Annotated in this window: 23 protein-coding genes; 12 read left to right on the forward strand and 11 right to left on the reverse strand. The window is 73.4% G+C overall.

Annotated features, from left to right (window positions below; translation table 11 throughout):
* Nucleotides 1-13 precede the first annotated feature (13 nt).
* Genes AB0I21_RS13475 through AB0I21_RS13495 form a run of 5 tightly spaced genes read left to right on the forward strand, consistent with a single transcriptional unit; the run spans nucleotide 14 to nucleotide 5,121 of the window.
* Nucleotides 14-988 carry a glycosyltransferase family 2 protein gene (locus tag AB0I21_RS13475; RefSeq protein ID WP_360560945.1) on the forward strand — a complete coding sequence of 325 codons (975 nt, stop codon included), beginning with the start codon at nucleotides 14-16 and terminating at the stop codon, nucleotides 986-988.
* Nucleotides 985-2,169 carry an ATP-grasp domain-containing protein gene (locus AB0I21_RS13480; protein WP_360560947.1) on the forward strand — a complete coding sequence of 395 codons (1,185 nt, stop codon included), beginning with the start codon at nucleotides 985-987 and terminating at the stop codon, nucleotides 2,167-2,169. Before AB0I21_RS13475 ends, AB0I21_RS13480 begins: the two co-directional genes overlap by 4 nt.
* Nucleotides 2,166-2,831: a hypothetical protein gene (locus tag AB0I21_RS13485; RefSeq protein WP_360560948.1), complete on the forward strand. Its 666-nt coding sequence runs from the start codon at nucleotides 2,166-2,168 to the stop codon at nucleotides 2,829-2,831. The genes AB0I21_RS13480 and AB0I21_RS13485 overlap by 4 nt, the downstream gene beginning before the upstream one ends.
* Entirely contained in the window at nucleotides 2,828-4,093 is a 1,266-nt protein-coding gene (locus AB0I21_RS13490) for a hypothetical protein (protein ID WP_360560950.1), read from the forward strand. The genes AB0I21_RS13485 and AB0I21_RS13490 overlap by 4 nt, the downstream gene beginning before the upstream one ends.
* An 8-nt stretch (nucleotides 4,094-4,101) precedes the next feature.
* A complete protein-coding gene (locus AB0I21_RS13495; protein WP_360560952.1) occupies nucleotides 4,102-5,121 on the forward strand; it encodes a hypothetical protein in 1,020 nt (339 codons plus the stop codon).
* 67 nt (nucleotides 5,122-5,188) lie between these two features.
* Here the strand turns inward: AB0I21_RS13495 and AB0I21_RS13500 are convergent, their stop codons facing one another.
* From AB0I21_RS13500 to AB0I21_RS13510, 3 genes are read right to left on the reverse strand one after another with little or no spacing between them, the layout of a single operon-like run.
* Complete coding sequence (locus AB0I21_RS13500) at nucleotides 5,189-5,734, reverse strand: GNAT family N-acetyltransferase (protein ID WP_360560954.1); 546 nt, start codon at nucleotides 5,732-5,734, stop codon at nucleotides 5,189-5,191.
* Nucleotides 5,731-7,011 (reverse strand): AMP-binding protein, encoded by a 1,281-nt coding sequence (locus AB0I21_RS13505; RefSeq protein WP_360560956.1) that lies wholly within the window; start codon nucleotides 7,009-7,011, stop codon nucleotides 5,731-5,733. Before AB0I21_RS13505 ends, AB0I21_RS13500 begins: the two co-directional genes overlap by 4 nt.
* A gap of 36 nt (nucleotides 7,012-7,047) precedes the next feature.
* The gene (locus AB0I21_RS13510; protein WP_360560958.1) at nucleotides 7,048-7,656 is read right to left on the reverse strand and encodes a DinB family protein; all 609 of its coding nucleotides are present in this window, start codon (nucleotides 7,654-7,656) and stop codon (nucleotides 7,048-7,050) included.
* Nucleotides 7,657-7,849: 193 nt separating this feature from the next.
* On the opposite strand from AB0I21_RS13510, the gene AB0I21_RS13515 reads away from it, so the two are divergent.
* Nucleotides 7,850-8,203: an Lsr2 family protein gene (locus AB0I21_RS13515; protein ID WP_344504420.1), complete on the forward strand. Its 354-nt coding sequence runs from the start codon at nucleotides 7,850-7,852 to the stop codon at nucleotides 8,201-8,203.
* A 97-nt stretch (nucleotides 8,204-8,300) separates the two neighbouring features.
* Here the strand turns inward: AB0I21_RS13515 and AB0I21_RS13520 are convergent, their stop codons facing one another.
* Entirely contained in the window at nucleotides 8,301-9,545 is a 1,245-nt protein-coding gene (locus tag AB0I21_RS13520; protein WP_360560960.1) for a multidrug effflux MFS transporter, read from the reverse strand.
* A gap of 2 nt (nucleotides 9,546-9,547) precedes the next feature.
* Nucleotides 9,548-11,461, reverse strand: a complete 1,914-nt coding sequence (locus AB0I21_RS13525; RefSeq protein WP_360560961.1) for an ATP-binding cassette domain-containing protein — start codon at nucleotides 11,459-11,461, stop codon at nucleotides 9,548-9,550.
* A 79-nt stretch (nucleotides 11,462-11,540) separates the two neighbouring features.
* Between AB0I21_RS13525 and AB0I21_RS13530 the strand changes: the two genes are divergently transcribed.
* The 5 genes from AB0I21_RS13530 to AB0I21_RS13550 are packed head-to-tail and all read left to right on the forward strand — an operon-like array spanning nucleotide 11,541 to nucleotide 15,210.
* Nucleotides 11,541-12,641: a glycosyltransferase family 2 protein gene (locus AB0I21_RS13530; RefSeq protein WP_360560962.1), complete on the forward strand. Its 1,101-nt coding sequence runs from the start codon at nucleotides 11,541-11,543 to the stop codon at nucleotides 12,639-12,641.
* 42 nt (nucleotides 12,642-12,683) lie between these two features.
* The gene (locus tag AB0I21_RS13535; RefSeq protein WP_360560964.1) at nucleotides 12,684-13,622 is read left to right on the forward strand and encodes a TIGR03557 family F420-dependent LLM class oxidoreductase; all 939 of its coding nucleotides are present in this window, start codon (nucleotides 12,684-12,686) and stop codon (nucleotides 13,620-13,622) included.
* A 13-nt stretch (nucleotides 13,623-13,635) separates the two neighbouring features.
* Nucleotides 13,636-13,962 (forward strand): plasmid stabilization protein, encoded by a 327-nt coding sequence (locus AB0I21_RS13540; RefSeq protein ID WP_360560965.1) that lies wholly within the window; start codon nucleotides 13,636-13,638, stop codon nucleotides 13,960-13,962.
* Nucleotides 13,963-13,966: 4 nt separating this feature from the next.
* On the forward strand, nucleotides 13,967-14,812 hold the full coding sequence (locus AB0I21_RS13545; RefSeq protein WP_360560967.1) for an AraC family transcriptional regulator: 846 nt from the start codon (nucleotides 13,967-13,969) through the stop codon (nucleotides 14,810-14,812).
* Nucleotides 14,809-15,210, forward strand: coding sequence for a VOC family protein (locus AB0I21_RS13550; RefSeq protein ID WP_344504427.1), 402 nt, complete (start codon nucleotides 14,809-14,811; stop codon nucleotides 15,208-15,210). Before AB0I21_RS13545 ends, AB0I21_RS13550 begins: the two co-directional genes overlap by 4 nt.
* A 40-nt stretch (nucleotides 15,211-15,250) precedes the next feature.
* Here the strand turns inward: AB0I21_RS13550 and AB0I21_RS13555 are convergent, their stop codons facing one another.
* Nucleotides 15,251-15,679 carry an STAS domain-containing protein gene (locus AB0I21_RS13555; RefSeq protein WP_360560969.1) on the reverse strand — a complete coding sequence of 143 codons (429 nt, stop codon included), beginning with the start codon at nucleotides 15,677-15,679 and terminating at the stop codon, nucleotides 15,251-15,253.
* A gap of 215 nt (nucleotides 15,680-15,894) precedes the next feature.
* Here AB0I21_RS13555 and corA point away from each other — a divergent pair, with 215 nt between their 5' ends.
* The gene (gene corA / locus AB0I21_RS13560) at nucleotides 15,895-16,911 is read left to right on the forward strand and encodes a magnesium/cobalt transporter CorA (RefSeq protein ID WP_360560971.1); all 1,017 of its coding nucleotides are present in this window, start codon (nucleotides 15,895-15,897) and stop codon (nucleotides 16,909-16,911) included.
* 107 nt (nucleotides 16,912-17,018) lie between these two features.
* Here the strand turns inward: corA and AB0I21_RS13565 are convergent, their stop codons facing one another.
* From AB0I21_RS13565 to AB0I21_RS13585, 5 genes are all read right to left on the reverse strand, one after another.
* Nucleotides 17,019-17,309, reverse strand: a complete 291-nt coding sequence (locus AB0I21_RS13565) for a peptidoglycan-binding domain-containing protein (protein ID WP_344504430.1) — start codon at nucleotides 17,307-17,309, stop codon at nucleotides 17,019-17,021.
* Nucleotides 17,310-17,418: 109 nt separating this feature from the next.
* A complete protein-coding gene (locus AB0I21_RS13570; protein WP_360560973.1) occupies nucleotides 17,419-18,162 on the reverse strand; it encodes a DUF5995 family protein in 744 nt (247 codons plus the stop codon).
* Nucleotides 18,163-18,164: 2 nt separating this feature from the next.
* Nucleotides 18,165-18,845 carry a hypothetical protein gene (locus AB0I21_RS13575; protein ID WP_360560975.1) on the reverse strand — a complete coding sequence of 227 codons (681 nt, stop codon included), beginning with the start codon at nucleotides 18,843-18,845 and terminating at the stop codon, nucleotides 18,165-18,167.
* A gap of 43 nt (nucleotides 18,846-18,888) precedes the next feature.
* On the reverse strand, nucleotides 18,889-19,578 hold the full coding sequence (locus tag AB0I21_RS13580) for a hypothetical protein (RefSeq protein ID WP_360560977.1): 690 nt from the start codon (nucleotides 19,576-19,578) through the stop codon (nucleotides 18,889-18,891).
* Between the two features lie 43 nt (nucleotides 19,579-19,621).
* Nucleotides 19,622-20,392, reverse strand: a complete 771-nt coding sequence (locus tag AB0I21_RS13585) for a hypothetical protein (RefSeq protein ID WP_360560979.1) — start codon at nucleotides 20,390-20,392, stop codon at nucleotides 19,622-19,624.
* Nucleotides 20,393-20,463: the final 71 nt, after the last annotated feature.

A 20,463-nucleotide genomic window follows, 5' to 3' on the forward strand; every position in this document is an offset into this window, starting at 1 on the left:
ACCCGCCGGTCCCATGCACCCGTTAGGCCTCACCGCCGTCGTGCCCTGCTACGACGAGGCGGACAGCGTCGCGCAGACCCACGCCGAGATCGTGGCCGCGCTCGGCGGCTACGACCTGGAGATCCTCTTCGTCGACGACGGCAGCGGCGACGGCACGCTCGCGGAGATCCAGCGGCTCGCCGCCGCCGACGACCGCGTCCAGTACCTGTCGTTCAGCCGCAACTTCGGCTTCGAGGCGGCGTTCTCGGCCGGGTACAAGTACGCGCGGAAACCGTGGCTCGTGCACCTCGACGCCGACCTGCAGTTCCCGCCGACCGAGGTGCACGTGCTGGTGGAGCGGGCCCTGGAAGGCTTCGACGCCGTGTTCGGGGTGCGGCGCACCCGGCACGACCCGTGGCACCGCAGGTGGGGTGCCGCCTGCTACCACTGGCTCGGCCGGCGGCTGCGCGTGCGCATCCCACCCGGCGCGACCACGTTCCGGGTGCTGCGCACCGAGCTCGCCCGGCGGGTCGTCGAACTCCGCCTCGGCACACCGTACTTCCTGGCCACGGTGCCGCTGCTCACGTCGAGGATCGCGACCGTGCCGGTCGAGCACCGGGAACGCACCCGCGGCACGTCGAAGTTCCGCCTCGGGCGGCTCATCGGGCACGCGCTGGAGCTGTACGTCGCCTTCTCCCGCCGCGCCGTGCACTGGGTCGCGATCGTGCTGCTGCTCGCCGCGCTCGTGACGGCCGGGCTGGCGGCCACCGCCTTCGCCGGCTGGGTCGGCATCGCGCCCGCGATCGGCGGCGCGCTGCTCGCCGAGTGCGTCGCGCTCGCCGGCGCCGCCGTCATGCTCCGCTACACGGTGCTCGTCGCCGACGCGCAGCCGCGCCCCGCCATGTTCTACATCCGCGAGGCGTCGATCCCGGTCGACGCCGCCGACGAGCTGTTCCCCGGCGCCAGAGCGGTGCCGCACATCCCCGTACAGCGTGGAGACGCCGCATGAAGAGCCTGCTGATCCTGGGCGCCGCCGACGGTGCGATGGCGACCTACCGCACCGCCCGGGCGCTGGGGTTCCGGACGATCGCCGTCGACCTGCGCGACACCGCGCCGGCCGTCGCGCTCGCCGACGAGCTGCTGCCCGTCAGCACCCGCGACGTCGCCGCCCTCAGCGGGATCCTGCGCCGGCGCACCGACGTCGCCGGGGTCCTCGCCCCCAGCAGCGACATCGCGCTGCCGACGCAGCTCGCGCTCGCCGAACGGTTCGGGCTGCCGTGCGGCCTCACCGAGCAGACCGTCGCGGCGTCGGTGGACAAGCGCCGCTTCCGCGCCGTCTGCGACGAGCTCGGCCTGCCCGGCTACCGCTGGGTCGACGGCGCCGACTGGCGCGGCGCGGGCCTGACGTTCCCGCTCGTGGTCAAGCCCGCCGACGCGCAGAGCAGCCGCGGCGTGACCCGCTGCCCGGACGAATCCACAGTGGACGCCGCGATCGCCGAGGCGGAGCGCTTCTCGTACGGCGCCGGGATCGTCATCGAGGAAGAGGTCCAGGGGCAGCACTGCGGCTGCGAGTGCGTCATCGACGGCGGGCGGGTCGTCTTCATGGCCCTCACCGAGCGCCGGCTCACCCCGCCGCCGCAGGCGACCACCACCGCGCACCTGCTGCCGGCCGGCGTCCCCGACGGCACCCACGACGCGATCGTCGCCGACGTCGACGCGATCTGCGCCCGGCTCGGCTACCGCCGCGGCCCGCTCAACCTCGACCTCGTCGTCGGTGCCGACGGCCGGCCCCGGCTCATCGAGATGGGCGCCCGCACCGGCGGCGATCCCCTCGGCGAGCTCGCCAAGCACTGCTACGGCGTCGACCCGATCGAGGCGTCGATCAGCGTCGCCGTCGGCGCGCCGCTGCCACCGGTCCCGCCCGCCAGGGTGCCGCACCCGGTGATGGTGCAGCTGCTGAACGCGGCGGACACCGGGACGCTCGCCGCGATCCACGGCGTCGAGGAGGCGCGCACCTGGCCGGAGGTGCTCAGGATCGCGCTGCTGGCCGAGCCCGGCCGCGCCGTCACCTCCACGATCGACCTCACCAGCAAGCTCGGCTACGCCCTGCTGACCGCCGACACCCCCGAACAGTTACGCGCCGCCGCCGACCGGCTGCTGTCGACGGTGCGCTTCGAGGTGCGGCCGTGAAGCGCTTCTTCGGCCTCGTCGCCGCCACACTGGTCTCCGGGGTGCTGCTGGTGGCGCTCGCCCCGGACGGCAAGCAGCTCGACTCGCTGTGGCTGTTCCTGGCGTACCTGCTGCCCTTCGTCCTCGCCACGGAGACCATCGCCGCACTGGAACCCGAGTGGCTGCGCCGGTGGCGGCTGCCCGAGGTCGTCGGGGTCCTCACGTTCACGGCCGTGTTCTGCGGCTTCGTCCCGCGCATGTTCGACCGGGTCATCGCGGACGACTTCGAGGGCTTCTACTCGCTGGTCCGGGTGCTCGCGCCGCTGCTGATCCTCGCGTTCGCGCTGCACCAGCGGCTGGGCGGCTCGGCGGCGGCGACCGTGCGCCGGATCTGCTACGCGAGCATCCTCGTCATGCTGTCGGGGCTGGAGGACCTGTCGTTCTGGCTGTGGCGCGGGCAGCCGGTGCCGCAGCGGTGGGACTGGGCCGACCACATGACGGTCCGGCTCGGCCACGTCGCGAGTCGTACGGAGGCGTACGTCTTCATCGCCGCCCACCTCGTCGCCGCCGTCGCGGTGCTGTGCTGGCCGTCCCCGCCGCGCCTGGTGGGCCCGCCCGCGGGTGCCGGGCCGGCCGGTCGTGCCGCCGCCCGCGGCGGTGGCTTCCTCGCCGACCGCTCATGACCCTGCTCGCACCGCAGGCCGAGCCGCGCACCGCCGCCCCCGGCGGCGGGATGATGCTGGCGCTGTTCGCCGGCCGCGGCGCGTTCCGGGCGACCAGCCAGCTCGCGCCGCTGGTGCTCGCCGTGCCGTGGGGCGCGGCCCGCTTCGCCGACTACGCCGGCGCCGTCGGCGTGTCGGCGTGGACGGTGTTCGTCGCCTCCAGCGGCGAGAAGGCCGCCCTCAAGCTGGTGCCCCGCACCCCCCGCCTCGGCGGGTACATCGCCCGGGTCGTGCTGCGGGTCGCCGCGGTGCCGGTCATGGTGGCGGCGGTCGCGTTCGCCGCCGCGTTCCTGTCCGGGCGCGACCAGCTGCGGGTGATCGCCGCCGCGCTGCTGTGGTCCGCCGCGCTCGGCCTGCTGCAGCTCGCCGTCGGCCTGCACCGGGTCCGCGGCCACCCCCGCACCGACGCGGTCACGTTCGCCGCGATGACCGGCGCGCTGCTGACCCTGTCCGCCGTCACGTTCCACTTCGCGTGGCCGCCGCTGTGGCAGCTCACCATGCTGGCGGCGGCTGCCCTCACCGCGTCCGCGGTCCTGCTGTGGCGCCTTCCGGCCGGCTGGTCGGTGGCGGGTCGCGGCGCCCGGGGTGTCGGGACCGCCGTGCGCCGCCGCCGGGTCGCCTGGCTGGTGCTGCGCACCTGCGTCCTGCTCGGCCTGCCCGAGCTGATCGCCAGCCTGAGCCTCGCCGTGTGCTACCTGATCCTGCGTATCGCCGGCCACGGCACCGAGAGCGGCCCCTTCTACGTCGCCGTGACCGCGTCGGGCTTCTGTTCGGCGGCGCTCACGTACCTGCTGCGCCTGCGCCAACCGGTGACGTCGCTGCGGTTGCGCGGTCCCGCCGGGCGGGCGGGACGGGCGAAGGCGCGGCGGATCCTGCGGTTCGCGGTGCTGCTCTGCCTGCCGGGCGTGCCGCTGGTCGCGTTCCTGGCGCCGGGCACGCTGCTGCTGACCCTGCTGACCTGCCTGGAGACGCCGCTCTTCGCGCTCGTCGCCTACGCCGGCTACCTGGTGGAGAACACCGACGGCCGCTCGCCCCGCCTCACCGCGGCCGCCGCGGCCGTGGGGCTGGTCGTCGTCACGGTTTCGGCGGCGGTACTGGTCCCGCACGCCGCCTCGTCCGGCGCGATGGCGGCGCTGCTGCTGTCGGCCGGAGCGAGCGCCCTGAGTCTCGACGCCGGCCTCAGTGGAAGGTGGCGTCGCACAGTTCCACACGGGGGATCATGATGGTGGATGTGACAGCTGTCAGGGAGGGTCTGACCGTCGGGCTGCACGACCCGGTCACCGACCCGGAGCCGGCCGACTGGGAGGCGCTGCGCGCCCGCGCCGGCCTGCGCGCCAACTGGGCCTGGCCGGTCATGCGGGCCGGGGTGCTCTCCGGCGCCGACCCGGTGCTGCTCGCGGTGCTGTCCGATGTGGAGGGTCCGGTGGGGCTGGTCGCCGCGTCGGTGGTGGCGCCGCGCCGTCGCGCCGCCGCACCCGGGTTTCCCCGGGTCGGGTATCTGCACGTGCAGGCGCCGCAGAGCAGTGCCGTGCCGGGATTCTGGTTCGCGTCGTCCGCGGTGCGGGAGCGGGCGTCGCTGGTGCGCGCGTTCCGCCGCGCGGCCCGGCGGACCCTCGGGCCGGGCGTCCGGGGGGCGCTGTGGCGGCAGCTCGGCGAGGGCGACGACGCGTGGCTGCCGTGGCCGCGGTACACCAGAGACACCGAACCGCTCGCTGTGCTGGACGCACCGGAGTCGGTCGACGCGTGGCTGGCCGGCCTGGGCCAGAAGCGCCGGGCGAGCGTGCGCCGCACCCAGCGGCTCGTCGCCGCCGACCCGGACCTTCAGGTGCGCACGGGCAGGGTGGGCGAGGTCGTCACCCCGGCGGAACTCGCCCACCTGACCCGGCTCAACTTCGCCAAGCACGCGGCCGGCAGCGTCGAGCTGCGCAGCGGCCCCCGCTCGGAGGTGTGGCAGGCGGCGGTGGCCGGCCGTGCCGACGTGTGTGTCGTGGCGTACCGCGACGCCGCCGGCCGGCTCCTCGGCGCCGCGACGATCCTGGACGACCCGGTCTGGCCGGTCTGGCTGTCGTGGGGCGCGCTGCCCGTGGAGGACGGCGGCCGGCGGCACCTGTACTTCGACCTGTTCCGCCGCTTGGTGGAGCGCGTCGTCGACCGTGGGGCGCGCGGCATGATCCTCGGCAAGGGCATGTCCGAGCTGAAGTCCGACCTCGGCGCCCACCTCGTCCCCCAGCACGGCGCCGTGACGGCCTGATCTCCACCTCGCCCGGCGCGGACCGGCTGGGTGGTGCGCGCCCGGTGAAGGTGGCGGGGGTTGCGCGTCACGCCGGGCTGAGTGCGTGGGTGGCCTGGTAGAGCAGGTCGGGGCCGTCCTCGCCGCGGTGGTCCAGGTGGGGGGCGCGATGCAGGCCGATGCGGTTGGCGACGCGCTGGGACGCCAGGTTGTCCGGGCGGACGCGGGCCACCAAGGGGAGGTCCGGGCGGTGCTGGGCGGCCCAGGCGACGGCGGCCGCCGCGGCCTCGGTGGCGTAGCCCTGGTGCCACGCGGTGGGTGCGAGGCGGTAGAACAGGTTCAGCGCCGGTTCGCCGTGCAGTGGCATGAACTTGAGGCCGCAGAAGCCGACCAGCGCCGGGGGTGCGGCGGCCGGAGCGGTCAGCACGGTCCAGTAGCCGAAACCGTGGCGGTCCCAGTGGGTCGTCCAGTGGTGCAGGCGTTCGAGCGCCTCGGAGCGGGTCCGCAGACGGTCGCCCGGGTTGTGCAGGCAGGCGAGCGGGTCGCGGTGGACGTCGAGGATGGCGTCGACGTCACCGACCGCGGGGCGGCGCAGCAGGAGGCGCCCCGTCAGGATGTCGCCGGCGGGGGTCACCGCTGGAACTCTGAGACGACGAAGCGGCCCTTGCCGCCGGCGGTGAGCTCCAGGGCGTCGGCGTGGCGGACGTCGAGGTCGAAGGGGCGGCCGGCGGTGGTGTGCAGCCAGGCGCGGGCCTCGCGGGCGAGATCGTCGAAGCCGCGGTCGGCGCGGCCGTCGGGGACGAGGAAGATGGTGATGTTGCCGGCGGAGTCCTGGCGGACCATGCACTCGGCGACGCCGGGGGTGCTGATGGCCATGCCGATGAAGGTGCCGGCGTAGATGCGCTCGCCGTCGGGGAGGACGACGTAGTCGTCGGCGCGGCCCTTGGTCAGGTGCAGGCGGGCGAATGTCCTACCGCACGCGCAGCGGCCGGTGTGGCGGGTGGCGCGGTCGCCGAGCCAGTACCGCAGCAGCGGCATCGCGCGCTCGCGCCAGCCGGTGACGACCACGTGGCCTTCGGTGCCGTCGGGGACGGGTTGGCCGTCGGGGTCGACGATCTCGACGTGGACGCGGTCCTCGGCGACGTGGAGCTGGCCTTCGGCGCAGTCGTACGCGATGTGCATGAGCTCGTAGGCGGAGTACTCGTTGAAGATCGGCACGCCGAAGCCCTCGGTGAGCTGGTGGCGGACCTCGGGGGTCAGCAGCTCCGACTCGGTGAAGACGGCGCGCAGCGTGCGGCGCAGCGTCGTGAGCTCGTCGGGGCGCATGCCGCGCAGCAGGTCGCGGAGCATCACCGGATATCCGATGACCGCGTGCGGGCGCTCGCGCAGCAGGTGCTCGACCCTGGTGCGGACGGGCAGCGCGCTGAGCACGACGGCGCGGCGGAAGATGCCGAGCTTCTGGTACCACGCGGTGTCGAGCGGGAACGGCTTGAAGTGCACCAGGCGCGACCAGGGCCGGTAGCGCCCGCCGGCGGCGGCGAAGCGGCGGATGTTGCAGGCGCGGTCGTGGGCGTAGTTGGCGGGGTCGTGCCACGCCTCGAGGATCTGCCCGCTGGTGCCGCTGGTGGTGTAGACGGTGACGGCGTCGCGGGTGTAGGCCGGGTCGCGGAACCGGTCCTCACCGAGCGCGAGCACGTCGGCCTTGCGGAGCATCGGCAGGCGCGCGAAGTCGGCGAAGTCGTGTGGGGTTCCGATGTCGTACCGGTCGCCGCCGTAGGCCGGGACGCGGGTGCGCGCGTGGTCGAGCGCGTCCCGCAGCCCGGCCAGGGTCAACCGGTCCAGCGTGCCCCGGTCATGGCGCTGCGCGCGCAGCACGGACCGAACGGAAAGAAGCCCATCGATCGTCGACATGCCCGGAAGTCTTCCAGACCGGGCCCTGGATCGATGTCACGAACTCGTCGCGGTGAGCCGGTCGGTGCGTTGTGCCGCGCCGGTCGCCCGGAACAGGTCCCGCAGCACTCCGATCTCGCCGCCGTGGTGCATCGTCTCGCGGTTGACGTGCGCGATCAGGGCCGCCATCGGGTCCGCGGAGAAATAGGCGCCCTTCGGTCCCAATGGCGTGCTCAGTGCGGCCTCGTCGAGTGCGGAAACGTGCCCGTGCCACTCGCGGTAACTGGCGTCCAGGAACGCGACGGCATCCTCCGCGGTGTGCGGCAGATCCGCTGGTACGTGCCGCGGGTCGAACATGTCAGCACCGTCGCCGGCACTTCCGTCGCCGAAGAACGTGCTGCTCCGGATCACGAAACAACCGACGGCGATGTGCATCATGCGCCATGCGATGGTCGTGACCGGCGCCGGGTCCGCGTCGCGGCTGCCGGGCTCGACGCGGTAATTCCCGTCGGCGTCCGGGCGGACCGACAGGCAGCCCGCCACCGGTTCCCAGAAATATTCCTCGTCGGTGAGGCCGTCCAGCCTGGGTCGCAGATGCGCGTCCCAGTAGAACGCCAACTGGCCCGTGAGCAGGTCGCCCCAATCGGGTGTGGAAGTGTTCGTCATGGGTAGAGTCTCGCCGATGCCGGGATCAGGCGCAGCGACCCACCCGGGTCGTAATTGGACCGACACGATCGGTGATCGTGCCTATTTGAAACCGAGCGGACTTCAAATCCGCAGAATGGGCGATACTATTTTCTGCGATGGCAGCCGTTCGGTCGCCGCCGTCACCTGTTTCCGTTGCCGAGGAGGCGCCGTCATGGCCAAGCGCGTCATTCAAGAACTGATCGACGACTTGGACGGCAAGCCGGCCGACGAGAGCGTGCAGTTCGGCCTCGACGGCGTGCAGTATGCGATCGACCTGTCGAAGAAGAACGCCGAGAAACTGCGCGCCGCGCTGAAGCCCTACATTTCCGCTGGCACGAAGGTCGGGCGTGGCGGGGCGCCCGCCGCCCGGTCCGGTTCGGGCCGCGGGCGGGGTGCCAGCCGGGGTGACCGCGACCAGAACCGGGCAATCCGCGAGTGGGCGCTTGGCGCCGGCTACCAGGTCTCCGACCGGGGCCGGATCAAGCAGGAGATCGTCGACCAGTACCACGCCGCCGCCGGTCGCTGAGGGCGCCGCCGCCGGCCGCCCGCCACGAGCCGTGCATGATCGAACAACGGATCCGGCCGTCATCGCGACCGGATCCGTCATTCGATCAGCGGCGTGGTCAGTGGGCGGCGGCCAGGGCCGGCTCCGTGGCGTCGTCCGCGGTCACCGGCAGGGAGCCGGGGCGGACGACCAGCAACAGCGTCACGGTCGCGGTGAGCATGCCGCCGGCGATCACCACCGCCATCGCCGTCGCGCCGGTGCCGAGCACGCCGACCAGCGGGGCCGCGACCGCGCCGACCCCGAACTGGACCGCCCCGAGCAGCGCCGCCGCCGTCCCCGCCGCCTCGCCGTGGCGGGACATGGCGAGCGCCGGGGCGTTGGGCAGGGCCAGGCCCGCCGCGGTGAGGACCGCCCACAGCGCCGCCAGCAGGGCGGGCAGCCCGCCGAGGCCGGTGGCGGCCAGCAGGACCATGACCGCGCCGGCGAGCGTGCCACCCGCCAGGGCCGACACGAGGATGCGCTGCGGCGAATACCGGCGCAGCAGCCGCACGTTGTACTGCGTGCCGCCGATCAGTCCGACGGCGCCGGCGCCGAAGGCCAGCCCGAACTGCGCTTCGCTCAGTCCGTACACCTGCTGCAGGACGAACGAGGAGCCGCCGACGTAGGCGAAGAGCGCCGCCATCGCGAAGCCCGCCACGAGCACCAGACCGATGAAGATCCGGTCGCGCAGCAGGGAGCCGTAGACGCGCAGGACGCCGGTGACGCGGCCGGAGCGGCGGCGGGCCGGCGGAAGGGTCTCGGGCAGGGCGAGCGCCGCCAGGGTGCTGAGCAGGACCCCGAACACGGCGAGCACCACGAAGACCCCGCGCCACTCGGTCCAGCGCAGCACGGCGCTGCCGAGGGTGGGCGCGAGGATGGGGGCGGCGCCCATGACCAGCATCAGCCGGGAGAACAGGCGGGCGAACGCGGCGCCGCTGAACAGGTCGCGCACGATCGCCATCGCGACGACCGACGACGCGGCGACGCCGAGGCCCTGCAGCACCCGCAGGCCGCCGAGGACGCCGACGTTGGGGGCGAACACGCAGGCGACCGACGCGAGCACGTGCAGGACGAGCCCGGCGAGCAGCGGCAGCCGGCGGCCGACCGCGTCGGACCAGGGGCCGATGGCGAGCTGGCCGAGCGCCAGGCCCGCGAGGGTGCCGGTGAGGGTGAGCTGCACCGCCGTCGAGGTGGTGTGCAGGTCGCCGGTGATGCTCGGCAGCGCCGGCAGGTACATGTCGATGGTCAGCGGGCCGATGGCGATGAGCGCGCCGAGGACGAGCACAAGACGGAGTTCATGAGCGGCAGCTCGGGCAGGGTTCACGGTCACATCTTGTGGTCAAGCGTTTGGACAGACGTTTCATTCCCCTGGTACGCGGTCGCCTGGAGGGCGTACAGCTGGGCGTAGAGGCCGCCGGCGGCGGTCAGCTCGTCGTGCGTGCCCTCCTCGACCAGGGTGCCGTGGTCGAGGACGAAGATCCGGTCGACCTCGCGGACGCTCGCCATGCGGTGCGTGATCAGCACCACGGTCCGCCCGGCGGCGAGCTCCCGCAGCCGGCCGTAGACGGCGTGCTCGGCGCGGGGGTCGAGGTTCGCGGTCGGCTCGTCGCAGATCAGCAGCGGCGCGTCGCGGAAGAACGCGCGGGCGATCGCGAGGCGCTGCCATTGGCCGCCGGACAGCTCCGCACCGTCGTTGAAGTGCCTGGACAGCAGCGTCTGGTACTGGCGGGGCAGCTCCACGATGAAGTCGTGGGCGTCGCCGCGGCCGGCGGCGGCCTCGATCTCGGCCTGGGTCGTGACCCGGTCGTGCCGGCCGGCCGTGATGTTCTCCGCCGCGGACAGCGGCCAGTTGGTCGGGTCCTGCATGACGACCGCGACGTGCTCCCGGACGCTGTCGGGGTCGCGCCCGGCGAGGTCGGCGCCGTCCCACGCGATGACGCCGCTGTCCGGCCGGTACAGCGCGGCGAGCAGCTTCGCGAGGGTGGACTTGCCGGACCCGTTCTCGCCGACGAGCGCGATCGTCTGCCCGCGGCGGATGGTCAGGCTCACGCCGGACACCGCGGGCCGCTGCGCGCCGGGGTAGGTGAAGGTGACGCCGTCCAGGGTCAGCGTCTCGAAGCCGGCCGGCGCGGGCGGCAGGTCGAGGGGCTCGGAGCGGGCGGTGGCCAGCGCGCGGAAGGACTCGTAGTCGCCGAAGTAGAGGCCCTGCTCGTAGAGGTGGTTCACCGCGAACGCGACCTGGGTGAGCGCGTTGATGCCGGTGCTGATCGCGTACGCCGCGGCGCCGCCGACGGCGATGTCCATCCGGCCGGTCAGCAGCAGCCCGAGGAGGGCGGCGTACGCGGCGCCGGTCGCGAGCGCGCCGAGCGCGTGACCGACGAGGTTGGTGCGGACCTGCGCGGACGACACCTTGATCTGCTCGCGGGTCACCGCGTCGAGGAGGCGCCGGACCTCGGCCAGCAGGTACCGCTGCAGGGTGAACGCGCGCAGCTCGCCGGCCTGGTCCCGCTCGGCGAGCAGCTCCGACAGCATCCACTTGCGCCGCCACACGGCGATGAGGCGCAGCTGCTGGCGGTACCCGAGGCGGGCGGAGCGCACGGCGGCCCAGAAGTTCGGCACGACGGCGAGCACCAGCAGCGGCAGCAGGATCGGGTGGAGCACGGCCAGGACCCCGGCGGCCGCGGCGAGCGACACGACGTTGGTGCCGAGCTCGATGGCGTGGTCGACGACCCGTTGCGCGGCGTCGATGCCGCGGTCGCGGGCCCGCTGCATCCGGTCGCGCCAGTCGGCGTCGTCGAACGTCGCCAGGTCGACCCGGGTGGTCAGCTCCAGCAGCCGCAGCTCGGCCGCCTCGTACACCTGCGGCGACAGCCTGCCCTGCGCCGCGGTCGCCGCCGAGGCCAGGAGCGTGCGGGCGGCGCCGGCGGCGACCATGACCAGCAGCGACGGCACGGCGGCGCGGATCCGGTCGGGGGTGGGGCCCTCGCGCAGCAGCCCGTCGAGGACGCCGACGACGTTGACGAGGCCGACGCCGGAGGCGACCCCGGCGGCGAGGTTGCCCACCACGACGACGGCGGTGGTGCGCCGGTCGGTCCGCCACGCCAGGCGCCACGCCTGCAGCAGCAGCCCCGGCAGCCGGCGCACCATCCGGCCGAACGACGCCGACGCCGCCTCGGCGGTGGCCGTCAACCAGTAGGGGACCGCGAGATCGTCCGCCGGGTCGGCACTTTCGATCGCCATCCATCTATGGTGCCTCGCGCAGGTAAACGCTCAGGTCGGCCGGACGGCCGCCGATCGGGCGGAGGTGAACCTTGCCGCGGTGCTGATCGTGCGTGACTCGGCCGCCATGCTGGACCGGTGCCTGACGTCGCTGCGTGGGGTCGTCGACCTCATCCACGTGCACGACACCGGCTCGAAGGACGACACCCCGGCCATCGCGGCCGCGCTCGACGCCGTCGTCAGCCACGGCACCTGGACCGGCGACTTCGCCGCCGCCCGCAACACCGCGCTCGCCGAGGCGGCCGCCGCCCGCGGCGCACCGTGGACGCCGGCGGACTGGGTGCTCAGCATCGACGCCGACGACCGGGCCGTCACCGTGCCCGGCAAGCTCCGCGAGGTCCTGGCCGCGACGACCGCCGACGCGCTGCTGGTCGACATCGACAACGCCCACGACGAGCTGCCCTACACGTTCCGCACGGCCCGGCTCTTCCGTCCGGCGCAGCTGCGGTGGCAGGGGCGGGTGCACGAGCACCTGGTCCGCATCGCCGGCGGCGCCGCGCCGGACGTGTTCGTCGACCGCGGACACGGCACCGGCGTCGGCACCGGGCACCTGCAGGCGACGGGGACCGTGCAGGGGATCGGGATCGCGGAGTGGCCGTCGGCGCCGCGCGACGCGATCCGCCTGGAGCATCAGGGGTACGCGGACCCGGACGAACGGCGCAGCAAGGCCGAACGCAACGTCGAGCTGGCCCAGGCGATGCTGGACGGGATCGCCGACGGCTCCGCGGACGGCGCCCGGGACCCGGTGCGGGTCGCGGACATCCTGCTGGACCTGGGGCGCAGCCTCGTCGGGGCGGGCCGCACCCAGGACGCCGTCGACGCGTTCGAGACGCTGCGGGAGCTGGCGCCCGGCACCCGGCAGTGGGTCCTCGGCACCGACGCGCTGGCCCGGCTGCTGCTCGGCGCCGGGATGGACGAGGCGGTGCTGGTGCTGACCGCGCAGCTGCGCGGCGCCGGCGTCGCCCGCGACTACTGCGACTGGCTCGACGCGCAGGCCCTCGCCCAGCTCGGCGACGTGGCCGAGGCGTGGCGGCTGCTGCAGCCGGTGCAGCGGGTCGTCGACCCCGCCGGCCGGGTGTACCCGCCGGAGCACCTCGCCGAGCTCAAGCGCCTGGTGGACCGGCTGCATGCCATGTCCTGACGCCGGCGCGTCGATCGTGGCGGGCTGGGTATGGGTAAGGGCATGCGAATCGGCTACTTCCTGTCCTGCGAGGAGTACACCCCGGCGCAGCTGGTCGAGCAGGCGAAGCTCGCCCAGGACGCCGGCTTCACCGGGCTGTGGATCTCCGACCACTACCATCCGTGGAACGACGCGCAGGGGCAGAGCCCGTTCGTCTGGTCGGTGATCGGCGCCCTGAGCCAGGTCGTCACGATCCCGGTCACGACGGCGGTCACCTGCCCGATCATGCGCATCCACCCGGCGGTCGTCGCGCAGGCCGCGGGGACGAGCGCGGTCCTGCACGAGGGCCGGTTCGTCCTCGGCGTCGGCACCGGCGAGGCGCTCAACGAGCACATCCACGGCGACGCGTGGCCGGGCGCGGCCGAGCGGCTGGAGATGCTCGAGGAGGCCATCGCGGTGATGCGGGAGCTGTGGGAGGGCGGGTTCGTCAACCACCGCGGCACCCACTACACCGTCGAGCAGGCCCAGGTGTACACGCGCCCGGAGATCCCGCCGAAGGTGTACATGTCGGCGTTCGGGCCGAAGGCCCTGGAGCTCGCCGGCCGGATCGCGGACGGGTTCATGTCCGTGGCGCCCGTCGCGGAGCACGTCGAGGCGTTCCGCAAGGGCGGCGGCGGGGACAAGCCGGTGCAGGGCGGCTTCAAGGCCTGCTACGCGCCGAGCGAGGACGCCGCGGTGCGGATCGCGCACGAGCTGTGGGCCAATGCGAGCGTCCCCGGCGAGCTGTCGCAGGTGCTGCCGTCGCCGAAGCACTTCGAGCAGGCGTCGCAGCTGGTCACGCCGGACATGACCCGCGAGGCGATCGCCTGCGGGCCGGACCCGGCGAAGCAGGCGGCGCAGCTCAAGCAGTACGAGGACGCCGGCTTCGACGAGGTGTACGTGGCGAACATCGGACCCAACTACGCCGAGCTCATCGACCTGTACAAGCGCGAATTCCTGTGATTGGGGGACCGTCATGCCGCAGCAGGCGTGGAGCGCCAAGCGGGAACGGCAGTACGGACACGTCAAGCGCCAGCAGCTGGCCCAGGGCCGCTCCGAGGAGGTCGCCGAGGAGATCGCGGCCCGGGTGGTGAACAAGGAACGGGCCCGCGCCGGCGAGTCGCGCACGGCGAGCCGCACGTCGACGCAGGACATGTCGTCGGCACAGCGCGGGGCGCTGCGGGCCCGGACCACCGGCCCCGCCGGCCGCACCCGGGACCAGCTCTACGAGGAGGCCAGGCGCAAGAACGTCAAGGGCCGCTCCCGGATGACGAAGGCGGAGCTGGAGAAGGCGCTACGGTGACGGGGTGCTGTCGGAGTACGTGCGCCGCCCCGCCGGGCCGCGGGTGCGACCGTTCGCGACCTGGTACAGCGGCTATCGCGAGACCGGGGTCGCGCCCGCCATGCACCGGGGGCTGCCGTCACCGACCCTGACGCTCATCGTCACCCTTGACGACCCGTTGCAGGTCGCGGCGCACCCCTCGGCGCAGACGCCGCCGGGGGTGTACGACACGCTGCTCGGCGGGCTGCACACGACACCGGCGACGATCGTGCACGACGGCCGGCAGTCCGGCATCCAGATCGGCCTGTCGCCGCTCGGCACCCGCGCCCTGCTCGGCCTGCCCGCCGGTGAGCTCGCGTCCCTGGACGTCGCCGCCACGGACGTCTTCGGCCCGTTCATCGACCTGCTGCGCGACCGGGTGCGTGCGGTGGACACCTGGGCCGAGCGGTTCCGGATCGTCGACGAGATGCTGGCGACGCGACTCACCGACCCGGTGCTGCCCGCGCCGGAGGTCGTGCACGCGTGGCGGCTGCTGCGCGGCGGCACCGTCACCGCCGCGGCGGTGGCCCGGGAGGTCGGGTGGAGCGGGCGGTACCTCAGCAGGCGGTTCAACGAAGAGATCGGCCTGGCACCGAAGGCGGCGGCCAGGGTCGCCCGCTTCGACGCCGCCCGCCGCCGCATGCAGGAGGGCGCGGACTCCCTCGCCGCGGTCGCGGCCGGCTGCGGCTACTACGACCAGGCGCACCTGACCCGGGAGTTCAGCGCCCTGGCCGGGCTGCCGCCGGCGCGGTGGCTCGCCGAGGAGCGGCTGCCGCCGTTCCGAAACGTCCAAGACCCGGACGTGCCCTGGTCGGCAGACTGGGCCGCATGACAACGACACCAGCACCGCAGGTGTGGCCGACCCTGCGCGCCACCGACGCCCGCGCCCTCATCCGGTTCCTCGTCGACGCCTTCGGCTTCCGGGAGGTCGTGGTGCACGGCGACGGCGACCGGGTCGACCACGCCCAGCTCGCCTGGCCGCCGGGCGGCGGCATCATGCTCGGCAGCGTCCGCGACGCCGACGGCGACAGGTGGCCGCTGCGGCCCGGCACGTTCGGCGCCTACGTGGTCACCGACGACCCCGACGCCCTCTACAAGCGCGCGGTCGACGCCGGCGCCGAGGTCGTCATGGAGCTCACCGACACCGACTACGGCTCCCGCGACTTCATCGTCCGCGACCCTGAGGGCAACCGCTGGTCGTTCGGCACCTACCGCGGCGAGCCCAGCTGAGCCGCTGTTTCGATCGCGTTTTCGTCGCTGCCGTGGTGCTTCAGGCGCTGCGGCGGCGGTCCGCGTTCATCGGCCACGGGGTGGTGCTCGCCTGGGCGGCGGCGTCCGCGTCGGTGACCAGGCCGCGCGGGTCGGCGGCGAGAGCGCTTTCCAGCGTCCGGTACGTCTGGATCGTGGACAGCGTCCCGCCTTCACGCAGCGTGTGGACGACCGCCGGCGCCGGCATCGCCAGGACCAGCGATCCGCCCTGCTCAAGGGCGATGCCCGCGGTGACGCGCAGCATCATCACGCCGGTGCAGTCGATGGCGGTGACCTGCGCCAGGTCGATCACGATCCTGGGCTCGGGGCGCAGCAACAGCTGGGAGAGTGCGGTCTCCAGCTGCATTGCGCTGGCCGCGACCAGCGCGCCGTGACACGTCAGCACCGTCGCGGCAGCGAGTCGGTCCACCGCGAAGGTGAGAGCTGCCATGCTGCCGACGATACGGTCCGCCGTGACGGTCCGTGAACCTCTGTCCAGGTGGAGGGACCACCCGACTGGCCGGTGACTGGACAGCCGGACGTCGCTTCGGGTGATCCGAGCAGCGGCCGGTCATTGGTCGGGCGGGTGTTCATGGACGAACCAGCGTGGGTACGCAACCAGTAGCCCCCGCGAACCGTCACGCCCGGATGAAAGGTGCTTCTGCGGTGAAACTGGACACTCGGCCGGCGGTCGTGGACTGCGCGCTGTACGTCGGCGGCGTCCGGCAGCCTGACGAGCTGCCGCTCGCCGAACTGTACGAGCGGGCCTGCGACCAACCGGACGCGTTCGTCTGGATCGGTCTGCACGAACCGGATCCGGACCAGTTCGCCGAGGCTGAGAAGGTGTTCGGGCTGCACCCCCTGGCCGTCGAGGACGCGCTGAACCCGATGCCGCAGCGGCCGAAGGTCGAGCGGTACGAAGACGTGACGTTCTTCGTCGCGCGGACCGCCCGCTACGTGCCGCACGAGGAGCTGACCGAGACCAGCGAGGTGATCGACACCGGGTCCGTCAGGGTGTTCCTCGGCCGCCAGTTCGTGGTCACGGTGCGTCACGGCGAGGCCGGTGAGCTGCGCGCCGCCAGGCACGACCTGGAGGCCAACCCGGCGCAGCTGGCCGCCGGTCCGTGGGCGGTGCTGCACGCGATCCTCGACCGGATCGTCGACGCCTACCTGGCCATCGTCACCGCCATCGACACCGACGTGCAGGCCCTGGAGATGGCCGTGTTCCGCCGAGACAGCGGCATCAGCATCGAACGCGTCTACCAGCTGAAGCGGGAGCTGATGGAGTTCCGCACGGCGGCGGTCCCGCTGCAGCGGCCGCTGGTGACGCTGCTGGACAAGCAGACGTTCGCCCTGGCCAAGGAGATCCGCCGGTACTTCCGCGACGTCAACGACCACCAGACCCGGGTCGTGGAGCAGATCGTCAACTACGACGACATCCTCAACTCGATCCTGCAGGCCCGCCTGGCACAGGTCACCATCGACCAGAACGACGACATGCGCAAGATCGCGTCGTGGGCGGCGCTCGCCGCGCTGCAGACCGCGATCGCCGGCATCTACGGGATGAACTTCGTCTTCATGCCGGAGCTGCACTGGCGCTACGGCTACTTCTTCGCCCTGGCGCTGATGTTCGGCAGCGGCCTGCTGCTCTACCGGGCGTTGCGCCGCAACGGCTGGCTGTGACGCCGTCTGGCTGCGGCTTCGGCTGGCTGTAGCTTCGGCTGGCCGTGGCTTCGGCTGGCCGTGGCTTCGTCCGGCTGTGGCTTCGTCTGGCTGCGGCTTCGGCTTGCTTACGCGGCCAGGCCGAGGGAGCGCATGTGACGGGTCTCGCGGGCGGCCCGGGTCAGCGCCTGCACGGTCCGCGGACCGGCGACGCCGTCGATGGTGAGCCCGGCCCTGGCCTGGAACCGGCAGAGCGTGAGCGGCACGTCGGACACGGGGGAGCGCGGGTGCAGCAGGCCGATCTCGGCGAGGAGGTCACGGACCTCGCGCGGGTCGGCGGGCGGCGCGGCGGCCTCGGGGGCGCTGACGGCACCGGCGAGCGCGGCGCCGACGGCCTGCAGGGTACGGCGGACTGTCATGCCCTCAAGTGTGGTCGGCCCGGCCGTCCGCCGCGTCAGGGCTTTCGGTCACTCCGACCCTGAGTTTGCCCTGAGGCGCCCCTCCGCTTCAGGTCCTACTCCGGCGGTTCTACGCGCCTGGGATCAGCACGCCGAATCCGGTGCGGGCGAGGCGCAGCAGGACCTGCCCCGGCGCGGTGAGCGTGGCCAGCTTCGCCGCCGAGGCGTCCTCGAGTTGGCGGATGCGGGTGTCGTACGACTCCCGCCCCTGCCTCCTGGCGGCATCGAGCACGGCCGTGTTGCGCCACACCTTGGCCCGCGCCTCGGTGAGCAGCCGGCGGGTCGCGGCCCGGTTCGCCGGCGCCAGGACCCGGTCCAGCAGGCTCGGCCTGGCGGCGGCGCGACCCTCCACCTCCTCGGCCCCGACCCGCGCGAGCAGCACCGTGTCGACGTGCGTATGGTCGCGTTCCCGGGCGGCCCGCGTTGTCGGATCGTCGAACTCGGCCGGCTCGATCACCGCGATCAGCGACTGCGGCAGGTCGAAGTTGATGTGCGCGTTCATGCCGAGCAGCACGTGCCGCAGCGCCGGCAGCCCCGGCCGCTCCCGCGCCGTGTCGAACGCGATCCGCCACGGCCGCGACACCTCCTCGCCGGCGAGGTCCGCGTCGAGCGCGTCCAGGTACAGCTCCGCGAACGCGACATCCCACCGGTTCAGCCACGCCGCGTCCAGGAACCCGCCCCGCTCGATCTCCGCCGCGACCGCGTAGGTGGTCCGCAGGTAGGTCCCGTGGAAGTGCCGCCGCGCGTCGGCGGGTGCGAGCCGGGCGAGCCCGTCCTCCATCCGCCGGATGACTCCCGCGACCGCGTCGTCCATGCTCACCTCGCCCGGAGCTGTTCGTATCCTTCAGCGGTCCCGATCGCCTGCCGGGCGGCCGGGTCGCTGACGTAATGGTTGACCGCACCGGCCAGGAACTCGGGCCGGACCCAGGTGTCGCCGGGCGTGTGCGTCGGCTGGCCGTACCGTGCCGCCTCGGCCGTCTCCCAGGGCAGCTCACGGACCCTGAAGAGGGAGGTGACCCGCAGCCCTTCGGGCCGCAGCTCGATCCGCCCGGAGCGGCGGGCGAGCCGGGCGACCCGCACCAGGAACAGGACCGCCATGAGCGGAATGCCGACCCGCGGGACCACGAGGTCGATGTAGTTACCGGGCTCCTGCCACCCGTACGTGCAAACCAGGCCGGTCGCGTGGGAGAGCGCGGTCGTGGCGTTCACCGCCTGCACCTTCGTGGCCACCGGTGTCACGAAGGCGCCGCCGTCGATCTCGAACGCGGCCGGGCGCCGCTGCGGCTGCAGCCGCCACCCGATGACCTGCATGGCGGTGAAGAACACGGTCGGCGGCAGGAAGAAGACGCCGATGCCGAGCACCATGTCGTGGAGGAGGGTCTCGTGCCAGCGCACGGCCGCCGCGATCCAGGCCGCCGCCAGCGCGGCTGCCACCCAGACGGCGACCATGGCACCCCGAATGGACCGCGGAGCGACGGGTGCGCTCGGTGAGGTCACGACCGCAGTGTGCGGCAACCGCGCCGGCATCGACAAGCGTTCGTCAGCCGCACAGGACGCGGCGCAGGTGGTCGTACCCCTCGGCGGTGCCGATGGTCTCCCGCGCGTCGGGGACGGTCAGGTAGTGCTCGATCGCGGCGATCAGGAACTCGCGGCGGACCCACGCATCGTCCGCCAACTGGGTGTGAGGCCGCTCCGCCAGCTGCTCCCAGGACGCGTCGCGGACGCCGAAGAGGGACCTGACGCGCAGGCCCGCGGGGCGCAGCTCGATCCGCCCGGACTGCCGGGCCAGCGCGGCGACCTGCATCAGGAAGCCGGCCACCAGGCATGCGAGGAAGACACGGTGGATCAGCTCCGGGGTGGGCGACCGCCAGCCGTCGGGGCTCGGCCACAGGGACCACGTGGCCGACCCGGCCGCCACGGTGAGCGTCAACGCCGCGCTCGCCGCCGCCACCTGGGTGGCCGCCGGTGCGACGAAGGCGCCCCCGGTGACCTCGAATGCGGCCGGACGCTGCCGCACCTTCAGGACCCATACGACGATCAGCGCGCCGATGATGAGCGCCAGTGTCGGCAGGAGGAAGGCGGCGAAGCCGGCCACGCCGTGGTCGTGCCAGGCGTTGTGCCAGCGCCGGGCGGCGGCGTACCACACCAGTACCGACGCCGACAGCACCACAAGGGCGACCGCCGGGGACCGGAGAGGGCGCGGGGTGACGGACGCCGTCGGTGAGGTCACGGTCGCAGTGTGCGGCAGCCGCGCAAGCATCGACAAGCGTTTGTCAGGCGCGCAGGACGCGGCGCAGGTGCTCGTACCCGTCGGCGGTGCCGATGCTGACCCGGGCGGCGGGGACGGCCAGGTAGTAGTTGATCGCGTCGGTCAGGAACTCGCGCCGGACCCAGGCGTCGGACGCGGGCAGGAAGGCCTTCACCGCGCCGCGGCGGGCGAGGCCGGTGGCGCGCACCAGGTCCGGCCGGCCGATGCGCAGCCTCGGGTCCGTGAGCCCGGTCCGTGGCGGGCCCGCCGACACCGCGTCCCACGGGATTTCGCGGCTGCCGTACGCGTACGTGATGAGCAGCCCTTCGGGGCGCAGCAGCATCCGGCCGGTGCTGCGGGCGCGAATGAGGAGCCGCAGCACGAAGGTCGTTGCCGTGAGCGCCAGGCAGATGTACCAGCTGGTGACGAACTCGCCGAGCCAGTCCTCCGACCGGTCGAACAGCAGCATCCCGGCGCTGGCGGTGACGCCGGCGAGCACGGACGTCGCGAACGCCGCCGACAGCTGGTCGGCCGGCGGGACGACGAAGGCCCCGTCGCGGACCTCGAAGGCCACCGGGCGGCGGCGCGCGAGACTCCACGTGAGGTAGCCGAGCGTGAAGGTGGTGAAGAGCACCGGCGGCAGCATCAATGCCTGGGCCCGCAGCGAGGTGCTCCAGCCGTCGCTCCAGATGAGGGCGGCGGTGACCCAGGCCAGCACCAGCGCAACCGCCACGGCGAGCGGGACGGTGCCCGCGCGCCGGGGCCGGGCGACGGCGGGTGCGGTCAGGGAGGTCACGGTCGCAGTGTGCGGCACCTCGGCGGCGTCGACAAGCATTCCCTAGTCAACTGGTAGGTGTTGTGGGTATA

Source organism: Dactylosporangium sp. NPDC050588, from assembly GCF_040654975.1.
Taxonomy (GTDB): Bacteria; Actinomycetota; Actinomycetes; order Mycobacteriales; family Micromonosporaceae; genus Dactylosporangium; species Dactylosporangium maewongense.